17 protein-coding genes and 1 pseudogene are annotated in these 16,820 nt (G+C 57.8%); 7 read left to right on the forward strand and 11 right to left on the reverse strand.

Annotation, left to right across the window (positions count from 1 at the left end):
- Positions 1-212 precede the first annotated feature (212 nt).
- Together CKW14_RS22625 and CKW14_RS22630 are read right to left on the reverse strand one after the other, a co-directional pair.
- Complete coding sequence (locus tag CKW14_RS22625) at positions 213-707, reverse strand: GyrI-like domain-containing protein (RefSeq protein WP_095048164.1); 495 nt, start codon at positions 705-707, stop codon at positions 213-215.
- 68 nt (positions 708-775) lie between these two features.
- Entirely contained in the window at positions 776-1,438 is a 663-nt protein-coding gene (locus CKW14_RS22630; protein WP_095048165.1) for a LysE family translocator, read from the reverse strand.
- A gap of 139 nt (positions 1,439-1,577) precedes the next feature.
- On the opposite strand from CKW14_RS22630, the gene alaC reads away from it, so the two are divergent.
- A complete protein-coding gene (gene alaC / locus CKW14_RS22635; protein ID WP_053122962.1) occupies positions 1,578-2,786 on the forward strand; it encodes an alanine transaminase in 1,209 nt (402 codons plus the stop codon).
- Positions 2,787-2,957: 171 nt separating this feature from the next.
- Here alaC and CKW14_RS22640 read toward each other — a convergent pair whose 3' ends face one another.
- Positions 2,958-4,313, reverse strand: coding sequence for a GntP family permease (locus tag CKW14_RS22640; protein ID WP_095048166.1), 1,356 nt, complete (start codon positions 4,311-4,313; stop codon positions 2,958-2,960).
- An 82-nt stretch (positions 4,314-4,395) separates the two neighbouring features.
- Positions 4,396-4,929, reverse strand: a complete 534-nt coding sequence (locus tag CKW14_RS22645; RefSeq protein WP_095048167.1) for a gluconokinase — start codon at positions 4,927-4,929, stop codon at positions 4,396-4,398.
- A 216-nt stretch (positions 4,930-5,145) separates the two neighbouring features.
- Between CKW14_RS22645 and CKW14_RS22650 the strand changes: the two genes are divergently transcribed.
- Positions 5,146-6,177, forward strand: coding sequence for a LacI family DNA-binding transcriptional regulator (locus CKW14_RS22650; RefSeq protein ID WP_095048168.1), 1,032 nt, complete (start codon positions 5,146-5,148; stop codon positions 6,175-6,177).
- 41 nt (positions 6,178-6,218) lie between these two features.
- Here CKW14_RS22650 and CKW14_RS22655 read toward each other — a convergent pair whose 3' ends face one another.
- Positions 6,219-7,091 carry a LysR family transcriptional regulator gene (locus tag CKW14_RS22655; protein ID WP_095126174.1) on the reverse strand — a complete coding sequence of 291 codons (873 nt, stop codon included), beginning with the start codon at positions 7,089-7,091 and terminating at the stop codon, positions 6,219-6,221.
- 121 nt (positions 7,092-7,212) lie between these two features.
- Between CKW14_RS22655 and CKW14_RS22660 the strand changes: the two genes are divergently transcribed.
- From CKW14_RS22660 to CKW14_RS29700, 5 genes are all read left to right on the forward strand, one after another.
- Positions 7,213-7,653: a PACE efflux transporter gene (locus tag CKW14_RS22660; RefSeq protein ID WP_093430448.1), complete on the forward strand. Its 441-nt coding sequence runs from the start codon at positions 7,213-7,215 to the stop codon at positions 7,651-7,653.
- Between the two features lie 125 nt (positions 7,654-7,778).
- Positions 7,779-9,203, forward strand: coding sequence for an MFS transporter (locus CKW14_RS22665; protein ID WP_095048170.1), 1,425 nt, complete (start codon positions 7,779-7,781; stop codon positions 9,201-9,203).
- 153 nt (positions 9,204-9,356) lie between these two features.
- Positions 9,357-9,902: a hypothetical protein gene (locus tag CKW14_RS22670; RefSeq protein WP_095126175.1), complete on the forward strand. Its 546-nt coding sequence runs from the start codon at positions 9,357-9,359 to the stop codon at positions 9,900-9,902.
- A gap of 182 nt (positions 9,903-10,084) precedes the next feature.
- Positions 10,085-10,498, forward strand: a complete 414-nt coding sequence (locus CKW14_RS22675; protein ID WP_095126176.1) for a hypothetical protein — start codon at positions 10,085-10,087, stop codon at positions 10,496-10,498.
- Between the two features lie 42 nt (positions 10,499-10,540).
- Positions 10,541-10,969: a hypothetical protein gene (locus tag CKW14_RS29700; RefSeq protein ID WP_141231818.1), complete on the forward strand. Its 429-nt coding sequence runs from the start codon at positions 10,541-10,543 to the stop codon at positions 10,967-10,969.
- A gap of 115 nt (positions 10,970-11,084) precedes the next feature.
- Here CKW14_RS29700 and CKW14_RS30545 read toward each other — a convergent pair whose 3' ends face one another.
- The 6 genes and pseudogenes from CKW14_RS30545 to CKW14_RS22710 all read right to left on the reverse strand — a co-directional run bounded on the left by CKW14_RS30545 (position 11,085) and on the right by CKW14_RS22710 (position 16,588).
- The gene (locus CKW14_RS30545) at positions 11,085-11,624 is read right to left on the reverse strand and encodes a methyl-accepting chemotaxis protein (protein WP_225919999.1); all 540 of its coding nucleotides are present in this window, start codon (positions 11,622-11,624) and stop codon (positions 11,085-11,087) included.
- Between the two features lie 3 nt (positions 11,625-11,627).
- Positions 11,628-12,404, reverse strand: a pseudogene (locus CKW14_RS30550) (PAS domain-containing protein); the annotation flags it as partial.
- A gap of 582 nt (positions 12,405-12,986) precedes the next feature.
- Positions 12,987-14,000, reverse strand: a complete 1,014-nt coding sequence (locus CKW14_RS22695) for an ABC transporter substrate-binding protein (RefSeq protein WP_095048174.1) — start codon at positions 13,998-14,000, stop codon at positions 12,987-12,989.
- Positions 13,997-14,524: a sigma-70 family RNA polymerase sigma factor gene (locus CKW14_RS22700; protein WP_095048175.1), complete on the reverse strand. Its 528-nt coding sequence runs from the start codon at positions 14,522-14,524 to the stop codon at positions 13,997-13,999. The genes CKW14_RS22695 and CKW14_RS22700 overlap by 4 nt, the downstream gene beginning before the upstream one ends.
- Positions 14,525-14,713: 189 nt before the next feature.
- A complete protein-coding gene (locus CKW14_RS22705) occupies positions 14,714-15,505 on the reverse strand; it encodes a phosphate/phosphite/phosphonate ABC transporter substrate-binding protein (protein WP_095048176.1) in 792 nt (263 codons plus the stop codon).
- Positions 15,506-15,646: 141 nt separating this feature from the next.
- Entirely contained in the window at positions 15,647-16,588 is a 942-nt protein-coding gene (locus tag CKW14_RS22710) for a fatty acid desaturase (RefSeq protein WP_095126178.1), read from the reverse strand.
- Positions 16,589-16,820 lie beyond the last annotated feature (232 nt).

Below are 16,820 nucleotides of genomic sequence, written 5' to 3' on the forward strand. Positions count from 1 at the left end.
GCGGCGGGCTATTTCTCAGGTGTGTCTCTGACTACCCTTGGGGGAAACCGCTTATGAGCAGCGTTGAAATCGGCCTGTTGATGGTGTTGGGCATCAGTACGTTCGGCTTTATCACTCTGGGCATCGACCTGTTGCGGGCGCGACGGTTGGGCAAAGGCAAGCGGGGTTGAAAACCATGAGGCGGATCATTGATCCGCCTCATGCTTGTCGGCTCAGGCCTTGGTATCGACCGGCACGCAGATTTCCAGTTTGCCGGTGTGCAGCTTCGGATTGAAATCCGCGCTGTAACGCTCCAGCTCCGGGGCGTTGAGCTCCACGTAATGAGAGGTCGGCAACCAGGTCTTGTAGATGTATTGCAGGGTTTGTGGCAATTGCTCGAGCGGTCCTTTGTGCTCGAATACTGCGTACTGGCGAGGCAGCACTTCGACCCACTGGTAGACCTTCTGGTCGAGGTCATCGAGCTTACTGATTTCCACCCCGGCGATGTAATCGAAGCCGCCCTTGCCGTCGAAATTGCTGCAGACACCGTAGGTCACTTCGTTCTTTTGCCCCTGGATCTTTCCCAGGTGCGGCAAGAACTTTTCCCACAGCGCCGGGATGTCTTTGGCTGTGTCTTGGGTAAATCGACCGCGAAAACCTGCAATCAGCAAGAAGTGTCCATGTTCGAAGCGAGGTTCAGCCACTTCGACGCGTTTTTGCTCATCCATGACTCGACTCCTGGAACAAAAAAAGGGGTTCGGCTGGGAGTATAGAAAGCCCGATCCAAATCGCACGGTTACAGCGCGTGCAACTGCTCGACGGCGCCCGAACCGACAAATTCGTTGTAGCCAGATACGATCACGTACACCGCGAAATAGCAGAAGATCGCTGCAGATGCCATGTAGGAATAGCGTAATAGCTTATCGCCCAAGAGCTTGCCGCCATGGCTCGCAGCGAAGCACAAACCGGCGGACCACAGCAGTCCGGCGCAGAGGAACCCACCGAGGAACAGCGCCGAACTCAAAGGACCGCCACCACCGGAACGCGCAATCAAGGTGCCGCCCACCGCCGCGAACCAGAGAATCGCGCTCGGCGACGACATGGCGAGAAATATCCCCCGGAAGAACTCTTTGCGATGGGAGTTCTGCCCCACTTCCGCCGTCTCGGCCAGCAGCGCTTCGTGATGGATCGCCGAGTAAATCATCTTCGCCGCAAAGTAGATCAGCAGCGCCGAACCACCAATCCACAAAACCCAACGCACGGTCTCGTATTGCAGCAAAACGGTCATCCCGGCCAGCGCCAGAACCGCATAAACCAGGTCGCCAACACAGGTGCCGAGGCCCAGCGCAAAGCCCTGAAAGTAACCGCGCTGCATCGCCAGGGTGATCATGGCGATGTTGGCCACGCCGATATCCAGGCACAGCGAAAGGCTCAGCAAGAAGCCGCTGGTGAATTCCATCTACCGATTTCCTTGGGACAAAATTGTTTACAAACGGGCTGGACAGTATGCCATCACTGACCTTATCTTCCGCCACAGGTCACCGCAGTGACCAGCGTCGCTCGGACGGTTCCGGGCGCTTACGTTATCCGAGGCAACAATGGCTGAACAAGGTTCGCCGCGCCGCTTTGCGCGCATAGATCGACTCCCCCCTTATGTTTTCAACATCACCGCCGAGCTGAAAATGGCTGCCAGGCGTCGTGGTGAAGACATCATCGACTTGAGCATGGGCAACCCCGACGGCGCCACGCCGCCGCATATTGTCGAAAAACTCGTCCAGGTTGCCCAACGCGAAGACACCCATGGTTACTCCACATCCAAGGGTATTCCGCGTCTGCGCCGGGCGATTTCCAACTGGTACAAGCAACGCTACGAGGTCGACATCGACCCGGAAAGCGAAGCCATCGTCACCATCGGTTCCAAGGAAGGCCTGGCGCATTTGATGCTGGCGACCCTGGATCAGGGCGACACCGTGCTGGTGCCGAACCCGAGCTACCCGATTCACATCTACGGTGCAGTAATTGCCGGCGCTCAGGTGCGTTCGGTGCCGCTGGTGCCAGGCGTGGACTTCTTCGACGAACTGGAACGGGCCATTCGCGGTTCGATTCCGAAACCGAAAATGATGATCCTCGGCTTCCCATCGAATCCGACCGCACAGTGCGTGGAACTGGATTTCTTCGAACGGGTGATCGCCCTCGCCAAGCAGTACGACGTGCTGGTGATTCACGATCTGGCTTACGCCGACATCGTCTACGACGGCTGGAAAGCCCCGTCGATCATGCAGGTGCCAGGCGCCAAGGACATTGCGGTGGAGTTCTTCACCCTGTCCAAGAGCTACAACATGGCCGGCTGGCGCATCGGTTTCATGGTCGGTAACCCGGAACTGGTCAACGCTCTGGCGCGGATCAAGAGCTACCACGACTACGGCACCTTCACCCCGCTGCAAGTGGCGGCGATTGCCGCGCTGGAAGGCGATCAGCAGTGTGTGCGCGACATCGCCGAGCAGTATCGCCAGCGCCGCAACGTGCTGGTCAAAGGCCTGCATGAACTGGGCTGGATGGTTGAGAATCCGAAGGCGTCGATGTACGTCTGGGCGAAGATCCCTGAGGCCTACGCGCATCTGGGTTCGTTGGAGTTTGCCAAGAAACTGCTGGCCGAGGCCAAGGTCTGCGTCTCGCCGGGGGTGGGGTTTGGTGAGTATGGCGACGATCATGTGCGCTTTGCGCTGATCGAAAACCAGGACCGGATTCGTCAGGCGGTGCGCGGGATTCGCGGGATGTTCCGGGCGGATGGGTTAGTTACCAAATAACTGACCCACCTCTGATCGTTCCCACGCTCCGCGTGGGAATGCCTCAATGGACGCTCTGCGTCCGCTTTGGGACGCAGAGCGTCCCGGGCTGCATTCCCACGCAGAGCGTGGGAACGATCACCCACAAAAAAACCGCATCGCTGCGGTTTTTTTGTGTCTGCGTGAAGCCGCTTAAACGAACAGCGACAACAGCAGGATAAAGCCCAACGCGACGATGGAGAGGATGGTTTCCATCGCCGTCCAGGTCTTGAACGTCTCGGCCACGGTCATGTTGAAGTACTGCTTCACCAACCAGAAACCGGCGTCGTTCACGTGGGACAGGATCAGCGAACCGGCGCCGGTGGCCAGCACCAGCAACTCACGGTTAACGCCCGGGATCATCCCCACCACCGGCACGACAATGCCCGCGCCCGTGATGGTCGCCACAGTCGCCGAACCGGTCGCGATACGGATCACCGCCGCCACCAGCCACGCCAACAGGATCGGCGAGATCTGCGCGCTGACCGCCATGTGGCCAATCACGTCGCCCACACCGCTGGTGACCAGCATCTGCTTGAAGCCACCGCCGGCACCGATGATCAGAATGATCGCGGCGGTTGGCGCCAGGCTCGCGTCGAGCCACTTGAGCATCTGCTGCGAACCGATGCCCTGCTTGTGCCCGAAGGTGTACAGCGACAGCAGCAACGCCAGCAGCAGTGCCGAGATCGGGTGACCGATCATGTCCATCCAGGTGCGGAAGAAGTGACCGTCCGGCAGCGCCACGTCAGCGAAGGTTTTCAGCAGCATCAGGAACACCGGCAGCAGCACGGTGATCAGGGTGATGCTGAAGCTCGGCAGCGTGGTCGAGTCGTCATTTTCGCGGGCCAGTTGATCGACCAGTTCCTGATTCGGGTGACCCGGAATGTGCTTGGCGATGAACGTACCGAAGATCGGACCAGCAATGATCGCGGTCGGCAGCGCAACGATCAGACCGTAGAGAATGGTCTTGCCGATGTCAGCGCCAAACACGCCGATGGCCAGCAGCGGACCCGGGTGCGGTGGCACCAGACCGTGCACGGCGGACAGACCAGCGAGCAGTGGGATACCGATCTTGATGATCGACACGCCGGTGCGGCGCGCAACGATGAACACCAACGGAATCAGCAGGACAAAGCCGATTTCGAAGAACAGCGGGATGCCCACCAGAAACGCGGCGAACATCATCGCCCACTGGACTTTGTCTTTACCGAACGCACGGATCAGGGTCTGGGCGATCTGATCCGCCCCGCCCGATTCGGCCATCATTTTGCCGAGCATGGTGCCCAGCGCAAGGATGATGCCGACAAAACCGAGCACGCCACCGAAGCCGTCCTGGAACGCTTTGATGATGGTGCCGATCGGCATGCCCGACGTCAGGCCGAGGAACGCGGCGGCGATGGTCAGGGAAATGAACGGGTGAATCTTGAATTTGGTGATCAGGATAATCAGGCCGATTACCGTGACCACTGCATCGAGCAGCAGGTAGGCGTCGTGGGACATGCCAAACATTGGGGGTGTCTCCTGGATTGTTGTTGTTATTAAAGCGGGTTAAACAGAAGTCGGAAGGACAGCGCTATCTCTTTCAACACACTCATACCGCCTGCTTCAGACCGTGGGCCTGCCACCAGACGTGAGCCTGGGACGCCAGCTCTTCAACGCTGTGGATCGAAGCATTCAACGCCAACGTCAACGGCTCACCCTTCGGCGATTCGAGGGTGGCGAACTGGCTTTCGATCAACGTCGCGGGCATAAAGTGGCCCGGACGGTGGGACACACGTTCAGCGGCAACTTCAGGGGTCAATTCAAGAAACACGAAACCCAGGCCCGGCAAGGCGCTGCGCAACACTTCGCGATAACTGTGTTTAAGGGCCGAGCAAGTCAGCACCGGGCGTTTGCCCAGCGCGTCGACGCGACGCAGTTCATCGCACAGGCTGTCAAGCCAGCCGGCACGGTCGTCGTCGTTCAGGGGGATCCCCGCGCTCATCTTTTCGATGTTCGCGGCCGGATGGAAAGTATCGCCTTCAATGGCAGTGGCGCCGCTCAATTGGCACAGGGCCTCGCTGACGCACGTCTTGCCGCAACCGGCAACGCCCATGATGACCAGGGCGGTGATGGGATGACTCATATAACACCTCAGCGCGCAGACAGCGCTACCTTTGCTAGCTATGACTCTAGTGCACAGGCAGAAGTTGCCGACGCCTTCTTGTCGTTTTTTTGGGTTGCAGCAGGTTTGTTCCCAACGCCAAAAAGCGAAGATCAGGCAGGACCTCGCTTACGCATTTACAGCTGCATCAGGACAGCGCTACCTTAGTGCCTTGATTTTTGTTTGGCAAGCCGCCCGATGACCTCCCCTAAAAACGATAAAAACACTCGCACCACCGGCCGTCCCACCCTGAATGAAGTTGCCCGCCTGGCCGGTGTCAGCCCGATTACTGCCTCCCGGGCCTTGCGCGGTGTCAGCACCGTGGCCACTGACCTTGTGGAAAAAGTCCAGAAAGCCGCGCTCGAACTCAACTACGTGGTCAACCCTGCCGCCCGCGCATTGGCCTCGGCGCAGAGCCATTCGGTCGTGGTATTAGTGCCTTCACTGTCCAACCTTCTGTTCATCGATACGCTGGAAGCCATTCATCGGGTGCTCACGCCCAAAGGCTTCGAAGTGCTGATCGGCAACTTCCACTATTCACGCGATGAAGAAGAAAACCTGCTGCGCAACTACATGGCCTATCAGCCGCGTGGATTTTTGCTGACCGGGTTTGATCGCACGGAAAGTTCACGACGGATGATCGAGGCAAGCAATATTCCCTGCGTGTACATGATGGAACTGGACAGCGCTGCCGGAGTGAATTGCGTAGGGTTCTCGCAACTGAGTGCCGGTGAAACGGCGGCCGAACATTTGCTTTCGCGTGGGCGCAAGCGCCTAGCTTACATCGGTGCGCAACTTGATCAGCGCACCTTGTTGCGCGGTGAAGGCTTTCGCAAAGCGTTGCAAAAGGCCGGGCGTTACGACCCGGATCTGGAAGTACTGACGCCTCGTTCTTCATCGGTGGGCTTGGGCGGGGAGTTGTTTTTGCAATTGCTCGCGGCGCATCCGGACGTTGATGCGATCTTCTTTGGCAACGACGACCTGGCGCAGGGTGCGTTACTGGAAGCGCTGCGTCACGGCATCAAGATTCCCGAGCAGGTGGCGATTTTGGGCTTCAACGATTTGCCGATGTCAGAGCACATGGTGCCGCGCCTGAGCAGCATCAACACCCCGCGTGAAGCGATCGGCCGGCGCGCGGCGGAGCAGATGCTGACGTTGATGGCCGGTAACAGCGTAGCGCGTCCGGTGGAAGACATGGGCTTTGAACTGAAGATTCGCGAAAGTACCTGACAACAGGTAACCGATCGTTCCCACGCTCTGCGTGGGAACGATCAACCGCCCAACAATTCGACGAGGGCATGCGCGCCCTTCTGCAATGGCTGGCTCTTGAGCCATACCGCATGCACCGGCATCACCAGTCCGTTTTCGATGTTGCGGAAATTCAGCCGTTTCAGTCGCCCGGATTCGATCCGCGACTGCACCACCGACAGCGGAAAATTACCCCAACCCAACCCCGCCTCAACCATTTCCATCGCCGTCTCAAGGCTGTCGGTGCGCCAATACGACTCCGCCACCAACGGCCGCGTTTCACTGATCGGCAAGTCACGACTGGCGACGATGATTTGCCGTACATGCACCAGATCCTCAAGAAACAGATCCTGACCCCGCAACAACGGACTGTCCACCGCCAGGGTGGCAATCATCCGTTCGCTGCCGACAAACTGAAAACGCTCCAGCACATTCATGCTCAATCCGGCGAACGCCAGGCACAGGCTGACGCGGCCGCTGTGCAGCATCGCCAACACGTCGTCCTGCGGTGCGGTCAGCACTTCGATATCGAGCAACGGATGGTGCTCGGCGATCACCTTGATCGCCGCCAGCAAACGGCGCCGGTCGATGTCCGCGACTACGCCGATCGACAACTTGCTCTCCAGCCCCAACGACAGTTCCACCGCATGCACTTGCAACTGCTTGAGTTGCTCGGCAATCAGCCGCGCGTGTGGCACCAGCGACAGCGCCATCGCCGTGGGTTGCGGTTCGCGATGGCTGCGGTCGAACAGCAGATAACCGAGTTCCGCCTCAAGGTTGCCGATCCCCATACTCACGGCCGACGGGACTTTGCCCAACGCACGCGCCGCCGCCGAAAACGAGCCGCGTTCGATTACGGCAAGAAACAGCTCGATGCTGTCACTGTTGAAATTCAATTTGCACACCTATCAACAAAACTGAAAGCTACTGACTTTTTCTGTCAGCCCTATTGAAGCTATCTTTTGCCGCCTTCGCCAGTCCCGCTGGCGAAAAACGGCAAGAAAGAGGCAACTCCCCATGCAAGGCGTCAAACGCAAACTGGTCTACGTGTCGCTCTACGAAGTGATCGGCATGACTTTCTCCGCCCTCGGTCTGGCGTTATTGTCCGGCACCTCACCGGGCAGCACCGGGCCACTGGCGGTGATCATCACCACCATCGCCGTGACCTGGAATTTCATTTACACCTCGCTGTTCGAGCGCTGGGAAAGTCGCCAGGTATCGCGCACGCGCACAGTGAAACGCCGTATCGCTCACGCGGTGGGCTTTCAACTGACGCTGATCGTGTTCCTGATTCCGTTGATTGCCTGGTGGATGAACATCAGTCTGGTGCAGGCGTTTCTGCTCGATCTGGCGCTGATCATTTTCATCCCCTGCTACACGTTTGCCTTCAATTGGCTGTTTGACCGGATTTTCGGGCTGCCAGCCTCGGCGCTACCAGATTCGGCGGCTGCGGCATAAATCGTTAATTCGTAAGCAGATATTGCGAGAATTCAGCGGTTTATCTGTTTAATCCGCCGATATTCACAATCCGTGAACTCCGATAGCAGGCTAAGCTTTTCCATCAATAAAAAATGGACCAGTCCATGACTGCACACGCCCCCGCCACCGCACAAAGCGACGGCATCGACCCGATCCGCGCTGCTCAGGTATCCGCCCGCATCGATCGCCTTCCGGCGGTCGCGACGATCTGGCGGCTGGTGGCGCTGCTGTCGATCGGTGGGTTTTTCGAACTCTACGACCTGTTCCAGACCGCTTACATCAGCCCCGGACTGATCCGCGACGGGATCTTTGCCACTGGCAATCAGGGCGTGTTCGGTTTCTCTGATCAGGCAGCGTTTGCCTCGGCAACGTTTCTCGGCCTGTTCCTCGGCGCCAGTCTGCTCAGCCCATTGGCGGATCGTTTCGGCCGCCGTGCGATCTTCACCTTCGCGCTGGTCTGGTACACGGTGGCGACGGTGTTGATGGGGATTCAGAGTTCGGCGCTGGGTATCATCTGCATGCGCTTTCTGGTTGGCATCGGCCTGGGCATCGAGCTGGTCACCATTGATGCTTACCTCTCGGAACTGGTGCCGAAACGCATGCGCAGCTCAGCCTTTGCCTTCGCGTTTTTCGTGCAGTTCCTGTCAGTGCCGGCGGTGGCATTGATGTCGTGGTGGCTGGTGCCGCAAGCGCCGTTCGGGGTCTCCGGCTGGCGTTGGGTGGTGCTGGCCAGCGCGGTGTTTGCGCTGTTTATCTGGTGGCTGCGCAAACGTCTGCCGGAATCGCCGCGCTGGCTCGCGCAGCATGGCCGCTTTGAGGAAGCCAACCGGATTCTCGATGGCATCGAAGCACGATGCGCGAAGGATCACGGCAAAGCGCTGGACGTTCCCGAAGCCGTACCGGTCGACGTCGAAGGCAAGGGCCGCTTCGCCGATATCTGGCAGCCACCGTATCGCCGCCGCGCGTTGATGCTGATCGTGTTCCACATCTTCCAGGCCATTGGGTTCTTCGGTTTCGGCAACTGGCTGCCGGCGCTGCTGTCCGGTCAGGGCGTCAGCGTCACTCACAGTTTGATGTACGCCTTCATCATCACCCTCGCCTACCCGCTCGGGCCGCTGCTGTTCGTCAAGTTCGCCAACCGCTTCGAAAACAAATGGCAGATCGTCGGTTCGGCCCTCGGCGCGATGACCTTCGGCACCTTGTTCGCCCTGCAGACCAGCGCATTCGGGCTGATCTTCTGCGGGGTGATGATCACTTTCTGCAACGCCTGGCTGAGTTTCAGCTATCACTCGTACCAGAGCGAATTGTTCCCGACCAACATCCGCGCGCGCGCCGTGGGTTTCTGTTATTCGTTCAGTCGCTTGTCGACAGTGTTCAGCAGCTTGTTGATCGGCTTGTTTCTCGACAATTTCGGTACGCCGGGGGTATTGGCGTTTATCGTCAGCAGCATGCTAATCGTGATGCTGACCATCGGCTGGTTCGGCCCGCGCACGCGCAATCTGGCGCTGGAAAACATCGCTCATCGCTGATGGACAACGGTCATCCTCTGCCGCTTATCGGCAAGGGATGACCGCCACGAATACCTGACTGATGATCAAGCTGTTGAAATAAAAGGATTTATTCAAAAGGCACGGTAATTGCTCCGATACGCGAGCCAGCAATTACCTACAGGTCTACACGTCATGTTGATCAGTGCCAAACAACAGCAAATCATTCACCTGCCCAAAGCGCTGAATGACGATGCCACCACCACGGCAGCCGCCGGTCTGCAAGGTGGCCTGCACGGCGCCATGCTGCAAACCCTGCAAAACCAGACCCAGGCGCAAACCGCTGAAGCCACCGCCAAAGTGCAGGACTCGGCCACGCAGATCGCCACCCAGCAAGTCAGTGAAGCCTCGCGCATCAGCGACAACGTCGACGAAGCGTTCGCCAAGACCCGCGTGAACCTGCAATCGACCGACGCCACCAGCACCTCAGCGACATCCGCCACCGACGAGTTCAAGGACTACATGAGCAAAACGCCGGAACAGCGTCTGCGCGACAGTATCCTGCAATCGATGGGGCTGACCGAAGACGACATCAAAGCCATGCCGCCGGAGAAACAACTGGCCATCGGCAAAGAAATCGCCGAGCGCTTGCAGGACAAGATGAAGTTGGCGCAGGCGGAGAAAGACAACGATGTGAAGGACAGCGACAAGCAGGCGGGCAAGTTTCTCGCTGCGCTGTGATTAGGCTGTTTTTAAAAAAGTCCCGCCAGGGACTTTTTTGTTTGGAGGGGTAAACCGTTCGTCGCAAATACCGTCGCACCTGTAATTTCTGACAGTAGACGACATGCTCTGCCTGAAGAACTATGGATTTGTCGCGCATAACCCTATGCGTAACTCCATTGATAATTTGCAGGGATAAGACCATGAGCAAGGACAAAAACGCCGTCGACTTTCTCAATCTGAAGGTTAAGGAAAAAGGTGGAGAGGAATCATTGATCCCCACCAGCCGCATCATTTTCGATCTGACGTCCGATCTATTGAGAGTGGGCGGATTCGACAATAAAACTACCGCACCGCAGTGGGGTGCAGAGTTCCACATCGGTCAGCCGATCAAAGTGGGTACGTACAGTTTTAATAACTCCAGTAACAGCGGCTTCTATAACCCGAAAAACGCCAATGCATCCTGGGGTTCGATCAGTGATGCCAGCGAAATTACCGTGACGGCAGTCGACATCGAGACAAGAAGCATTGCCGGCAACTTCAAGTTCACCGTCCAGGACAGTCACGACAAAGACAAAACCGCAGACGTCTACGGAAATTTTTCGTTCTCGAAGTAGTGATCGGGCGAAGGTCATCCCCCCTTAGCAGGAAGACAATATATGAACAAAGACTTGAAAAAAAAAGCTACCAGAGCCATTGGGCACTTTGCGTTGAATGTGAATGAAAACAACGAAGGGCATAAGCCGGTTCCAACCTCCCGCCTCATGCTAGACCTGAGCACTGATCAGTTTCATGTAGCTGGGTTCGCTGATAAGAATCTCGATTCACAGGGTGCAGATATCTACATTTCCGGAAAAATCGAAGCAAACAAAACTTACCTCTTCGAATCAGAAGGAGCCCGTGGCAACTACAACCCGGCAAAATTCGAGGGCAGTTCCTGGTCTTCTCGCTCCGGGAGCGGTGAGATCAAAATCGACGAAATAGACTGGGAAAATAAAACCGCAAAAGGCAGTTTCTTTTTTACCGCCACCTCGCAAGACGGGAGCCAATCCGCCGAAATCAATGGAAACTTCAATTTGCAACAATAGTAAGGGCATTGCCGTGTGTGTGTGTGTGTGTGTGTGTGTGTGTGTGTGTGTGTGTGTGTGTGTGTGTTGATCAGCACCTGTCCCTCAAGTCCGAGTGACAGGTGCTCTGTCATCCTCAATTCAACTGCAACGTCTCATTGAACTGACTGATCGCATCCACGACATGCCGCGAGCCCTGCTGAATTTCCAGAATCACCTCCCCCGCTTCATTCGCCAGCTCCACACCTAGCCCGGTGCGACTCAGGCTCGACTGCATACTCGACACCGCACTCAGCGACAGGTCATGGTTCTTGCGCACTACCTCGACAATTTCCAAGGTAGCCTGACTGGTTCGCGCCGCCAGGCTGCGCACTTCATCCGCAACCACGGCAAACCCGCGTCCATGTTCACCGGCTCGCGCCGCTTCGATGGCGGCATTGAGCGCCAGCAAGTTGGTCTGGTCGGCAATCCCGCGAATGGTCTGGACGATGGTGCCGATGATGTCCGATTGCTTGCTCACCGCATCGATACTCGCCGCCGCTTCGTTGAGGTCGCGGGAGATGTCCTGAATGATCTGCACGGTTTGCTGCACGACCTGTGAGCCTTTTTGCGCGCAGGCGTCATTTTGTACCGAGGTGCTGTGGGCCGATTCGGCAGCGTTCTGCAGCGTGGTCATCTGATGGGTGATGTCGCTGGCGAACTTGACCACTTTGTACAGTCGGCCCTTGGCGTCGAACAACGGGTTGTACGAGGCTTCGAGATAAACCATCTGCCCAGACTTGTTCTTGCGCTCGAAACGGTGCGAGTGATATTCGCCGCGATTGAGCGACGCCCAGAATGCCTTGTATTGCGGGGACTCGGCTTCGGCGCGATGGCAGAACAGGCTGTGATGATGGCCGACGATTTCGTTGAGCGAGTACTGCATGGTCTTGAGGAAGTTGTCATTGGCGGCGATGACATTGCCTTCCGGAGTGAACTCGATCACCGCCATGGAGCGACCAATCGCGGCCAGCATGCTTTCTTCTTCGTGTTCCTTGTTGATCCGCGCGGTGATGTCCGCCGCCACTTTGATCACACTTCTGACTTGCTTGTCCGGGCCATACACCGGCATGTAACTGGCTTCGAGCCAGACTTCCCTGCCGGCCTTGTTCAAGCGCAGAAAAGTCCCGCTGATCGGCTCACCGCGAGCCAGGTCACGCCACAATTTGGCGTACTCCTCGCTGCGATAGAAAGCCTCTTCACAAAACACCCGGTGATGTTTGCCGCGCACCTCATCGGCGCTGTAGCCCATGGTCTTGCAGAAGTTTTCATTGGCATCGATAACGATGCCGTCAGGGCTGAACTCGATCATGGCCATCGAACGGCTGATCGCAGCCAACTTGGCATTGGCCTCGGTCAGGGCGCAGCTGAAGCGCTCGATTTCCTGAAGGTCAGCCTTGTGATGTAGGTTGAACATGGTTGTATCACCTTCCGCGCGGACTTTTGATTTGATGAAAGTTCAGTTCTTTCACGATCCACCACTACGTTCCACAGAACAGGCACACGCATTCCTCCACGGGAGGAAGTTGTCAGGTGATAAATGATGATCAATCGGAGCGTCCATGCAGCGACGCTCTAATCAAGACATCCTTCTCTTGATAGCCCGCACGCGGGCCAGCCCTAACGCGTTGAAGAACTTCCATGTAAGCGACGCTCCTTGTTGGTTCAGTGTCGGTGCCTTGGGTTGCGCACTCTGGCAGCATGAATTCACGGACCAACGATGTGTTTCAGCCATGTTTTGACATGACGGTCGACATAGTTAGTTACGGGAAGCATAGCCAGTGCAAAGACCTGCGCAAGGCCACTAGTCGGCCAGTATCTGGCACTTTTTGCACAAGAAACGGTTCAGCGCGGGGAGAATTGTTGCCGGGGCAGACGCTTTCGCTGGCAAGCCAGCTCCCACAGGATTCTGCGCTTCTGCAAATCAGCGCGATTCCTGTGGGAGCTGGCTTGCCAGCGATGAGGCCATTACAAACACTACAAAAACGACAGAAACGACTTACAGACTTCCAGTCACCTTGGTCGCCACCTCCGCGGGCACCCAAGGCTTCCAGACCTGCGGCTGATCACGCAAAAACGCCTGCGCCACCACTCTCGGCTGCAAACGTTTTTCGCTCATCCCCGCCAGTGTCTGGTTCAACAGATCGATCGGCAGATCGACCTTTTCAAAGAACGTCACCAACTCCGGATACTGCGCCTTGAACGGCGCCGACACGCCAATCGCCAGGCTCGCCGGCATTGAGCGGGTGCCCTTGGGGTTGGGATTGTTGGCATCGGCCAGGGTCTTCCAGGCCTCGGCATCGAATGGCGGCTCATCCAGTTTGACCAGTTTGAATCTGCCAAGCAGCGGCGTCGGTGACCAGTAGTAGAACAACACCGGTTTGCCACGCTTGATCGACGATGCCACCTCGGCATCCAGCGCCGCGCCGGAACCGGTGCGGAAGTTGACGAAGCTGTCATTTAGCGCATAAGCCTTGAGCTTCTGGCTGTTGACGATCTCCGAGGTCCAGCCGGTCGGGCTATTGAGGAAGCGCCCGCGAGACGGATCTTCCGGGTCGCGGAACACGTCTTTGTAGCGCGGCAGGTCCGCCACCGACTTCAACTCCGGCGCCAACGCTTTGATCCCGCGTTCAGGGTCGCCCTTAATCACATACTCAGGTACCCACCAGCCTTCGGTGGCGCCTTTGACCGTATCGCCCAAACCGAACACCTTGCCTTCGGCGGCCGCCTTGACCCACGCCGGACTGCGCCCGGCCCATTCTTCGCCAATCACCTGGATATCGTTTTTCGCCAATGCGGCCTCAAGGCTGACCGTACTGCCGGGCAACGTGTCGGTCGGGTAGCCATAGCCTTTCTCAACGATCAGGCGCAGCACTTCGGTGATGAAACTGCCGCTCTCCCAGGTGATGTCGCCGAAGTGGATCGGCACGGTTTTCTCCGTAGCCGAAACAGTACCAACGCTGAGGCTCAGAGCCAGCAACGACGTGCCGAGCAGGGTTTTGATCGATCTCATGCAGACCTCTTGTTTTGCAGGAATTGGTTGGCGCTGTGGCGATCGCACAGCGCTTGGGAACGGCTCATGTACACGCTGACCGAACGCTGGGAGATACCCAGTTCGGTGGCGATTTGCGGGTAGGTCAGGCCGTCGATGCGGGCGAGCAGAAACGTCGCGCGGACTTTGCCGGGCAAGCGCTGCAAGCTGTGATCGATGCGGTTGAGGGTTTGCGACAGCGTTACGAGGTCTTCAGGCGAAGCGGCGTAATCGACATCGATGTGCTGGCGATGGTGACGTTCCAGATCACCGCGTCGCCAGCGCTGATAAAGCAGGCGTTGGGCGATAGTCGTCAGCAGGGCGCGAGGTTCACGAATGGCCCTCAGCGCTGGGGCTTCGAGCAATTGGGCGAAGGTTTCGGCGGCGATGTCTTCGCTGCTGGCCGCGTCATGCAGATGACGGCGCAGATAAGCACAGAGCCAACCATAGTGGGCGCGAAACAGGCCGTCCACGGTGTGACGATGGGAAAGGTCGGCGCCGGACATAGGGGCTCCTTGATGAGGGGTCGCTGAATGTCCGGTGTTCCGGTGGCGCGATCGTAGCAAGGCGCCTTATTCGTTAAAAATACTTAAAACGAATCTTTATATTCCATTTACAAATAAAAGATCAAAAGATCGCAGCCTTCGGCAGCGCCTACACCGATCCCCTGTAGGAGCCGCCGAAGGCTGCGATCTTTAGCGCAAGCGCCCATAGCCAAGTCCTTCAGCCTCACGCTGATAGTCGAGCAGGATTTGATAATCGCGCTCACTGGCCGCAAACACCTCAGGCAATCCCAAGGTCTGTACGACATCAGGGAGTTCGCGCAAGGTTTCATTCATTACCTGTCGGAGCTGCTCGACCTGCTCATCCGTAGCGCTACCTACCGTAATAAACGGCAGGGTCGGGCTCAGGGCGCTGCGCGCAATCACCCGCAAGGCGCTGACTTCTTCAGGCACATACCGGGCGAGATAGGCGTAGGTAACGCTGTCGATGGCAGCCAGATCGGCGCGGTTTTCCCGCAGCCAGCGCAGGCTCTCGCGATGGCCGCCGCTGATACCGACCGAGGCGAAGAATTGTCCGTCCTGATTCAGTGGCGCCAAGCGCTGACGCAGCAGGTTCATGCCACTGTTGGAGTCTTCGCTGTTGATCACCCCGCGACTGTTGTGAAAGTCCGCCAGGGTTTTGCGTGGGTCGTCAGCGTGGCCGAGGATCAGGCTGCAATGATTGCCAGCGCTGGCGTCGGGCAGTTCGTAGCGTGGGCGGCCGACGATGCGCACTTGTCCGCGCAATGCAGTCATCAGTGGATAGCCGCAGGTTTGCGTGAGCAGCAGATCTGGGGATAGCCAGAGTTCTGGCAGAGACAGGTCTTCAGCACTCAGGCGAGTGTGGCCAAGTTGCTCGATAATGCGCGCAATCCAGCGCTCATTGGCCGCGCGGATCGGCTCGGGGGCGACGTACATCAGCAGTTCGGTGTGGTGTTGAGCCATACACATTTTCCCCGAGTTACAAATAACCAATGTGGGAGCGAGCCCGCTCGCGAAAGCGCTGGGGCAGACAACAGATCCATCAACTGACACGACGCCTTCGCGAGCAGGCTCGCTCCCACAGGGTTTTGTGGTGTTCTTGGGTTAGTGGTAAGGATGCTCGGGACTGTCGATCGGCTTGACTCCATGGCGCCGCCAGAACTCGCCATACCCATGCACCAGAAACCCGCCACTGCGCGCGATCCATTGCTCGCGATGCATCCGGTAAACCGTCGGCAAGTCGTACCACGCCAGCTTCGGCAAGTCGTGATGCACCAGATGAAAATTCAGATTCAGGAACAACCAGCGCCATGGCCAACCCGCTTCGTTCAAGACGGTGCGCTGCTCCGGCTGCGCATGCGGGCGGTGTTCATAGTAGGAGCGGATCATCGCAATCGACAGCGCCGGCACGCTGATCAGCAGCACGTAATGCCAGACCGGCAGCACGCTGACACGGGCGACAAACCACAGCATCAATAACGTGAGCAGGCCGTGGGTCAGCCACATCAACCAGGCCTGGCGCTCGCCATTCTTCAGCCGCAGCAACTCTTCTTTGGCCAGCGCCATCAGCGCCAGCGGTGCGCCGATCACAAAGCGCCCGAGCACGGTTTTGTTCAACCAGTGCAAGCTGCGTTCAAACGGCGAACTGCCCTGCCAGCCAACGCGGGTCAGATAGCGGCTTTCCGGATCGACGCCGGGCACGGTGAGATCCTCATCACGGTGATGCAGCAAATGGCTGTCGCGATACAGCGTGTACGGATACCACACGGCAAACGGCGCGTAGCCAAGGATCTTGTTGAAGCGAACCCAGCGCGTCGGATGCCCGTGCAGCAACTCGTGCTGCAACGACAGCCACAACACCAGCAGCGGAGTCAGCAACAGCGTGCTCAAGGCACGGCCCAGCCAATGACTATTGAGAGCAATGGCAAACCAGCCGCCATAGACGCCGATCAGCAACAACCAGGTCGGCCACTCGGTACGGGCAGTAAAGCGTTGGCGCAGAGTTTCGATCTGCTGACGATGGGCGGCGTCGAAGTAATGGGGCATGGCATTGCTCGGAACGGGACTCTTCCCCTTCTGTGCAACGACGCGGTGCAATCTTGCAGATTATTTTCGGGTTCAGGCAGGAGCCCGAGAACCGGGCTCCGGAAAGGCGTGATTAGTGACCGAAGATGTCAACCTTTTTGGCTTTCTTCTCTGCGCGTTTTTCAATCGCGGTCTTGGCCGGTTTCTTCTTTGCGGCTTTCTTTGAATCCATACCTTTGGACATGATGCGTAC

The sequence above is a fragment of the Pseudomonas sp. Irchel s3a12 genome (assembly GCF_900187485.1).
Lineage (GTDB): Bacteria > Pseudomonadota > Gammaproteobacteria > Pseudomonadales > Pseudomonadaceae > Aquipseudomonas > Aquipseudomonas neuropathica.